The sequence below is a fragment of the Flavobacterium galactosi genome (assembly GCF_048158585.1).
GTDB classification, from domain to species: Bacteria; Bacteroidota; Bacteroidia; order Flavobacteriales; family Flavobacteriaceae; genus Flavobacterium; species Flavobacterium galactosi.
The window spans coordinates 1-1275 of sequence record NZ_JBLNKV010000020.1 but is presented as its reverse complement, the minus strand read 5'-3'; the positions used below and the strand labels follow the sequence as shown (position 1 = coordinate 1275).

Below are 1275 nucleotides of genomic sequence, written 5' to 3'. Positions count from 1 at the left end.
CAGCAGAAGCTTTAGCTAGAACAAATGGAGACGCTACCAATGCAGCTTCAATTTTAGCAGAAACATCAGCTAGAACAACTGCAATTTCAGCAGAAACATCAGCCAGAACAACTGCAGATGGTATTCAAAACACAGCTATTTCTGATAATGCAGCTTCAATTTCAGCAGAGACATCAGCTAGAGCAGCTGCAATTTCAGCAGAAGCTTTAGCTAGAACAAATGGAGACGCTACCAATGCAGCTTCAATTTCAGCAGAAACATCAGCTAGAACAACTGCAGATGGTATTCAAAACACGGCTATTTCTGCCAACGCAACCGCAATTACATTAGAAGCTACAACTGCAAGAGCTGCTGAGTTAGCCAATGCAACCGCAATTTCAACAGAAACTACCAGAGCTACAGGAGCTGAGTTAGCCAATGCAACTGCAATTTCAACAGAAACTTCTGGTAGAACTGCCGCAGACACTGCTCATGATACTGCTATCGCTGCCAATGCAAGCGCAATTACATCAGAAGCTACAACTGCAAGAGCTGCTGAGTTAGCCAATGCAACTGCTATTTCAACAGAAACTTCTGGTAGAACTGCCGCAGACACTGCTCATGATACTGCTATCGCTGCCAACGCAACCGCAATTACATCAGAAGCTACAACTGCAAGAGCTGCTGAATTAACTAATTCAAATGCAATTTCAGCAGAAGCAACAACGGCAAGAACTGCGGAATCAACTTTAACTACCAACTTGGCAGGAGAGGCTACAACTGCAAGAGCTGCTGAATTAACTAATTCAAATGCAATTTCAGCAGAAGCAGCAACAGCAAGAACTGCAGAATCAACTTTGACTACCAACTTGGCAGGAGAGGCTACAAGAGCAGGATTAGCTGAAACAGCCAATTCAACTGCAATATCTACAGAAGCAACAACAGCAAGAACTGCAGAATCAACTTTGACTACCAACTTGGCAGGAGAGGCTACAAGAGCAGGATTAGCTGAAACAGCAAATGCAACTGCAATTTCAGCAGAAGCCACAACCGCAAGAGCTGCAGAATCAACTTTGACTACTAATTTGGCTGCAGAAGCCACAAGGGCAGGATTAGCTGAAACAGCAAATGCAACTGCAATTTCAGCAGAAGCTACAGCTGCAAGAGCTGCTGAGTTAGCTTTGACTACTAATTTGGCTGCAGAAGCCACAAGAGCAGGATTAGCTGAAACAGCCAATGCAACTGCAATATCTACAGAAGCTACAACCGCAAGAGCTGCAGAATCAACTTTGACTA

At 44.1% G+C, this 1275-nt stretch carries 1 protein-coding gene; it reads left to right on the top strand.

Annotated elements, in window-relative coordinates:
- On the top strand, window positions 1-1275 hold a 1275-nt coding region (locus tag ACM55M_RS17390; protein ID WP_416858937.1), incomplete at both ends, for a hypothetical protein.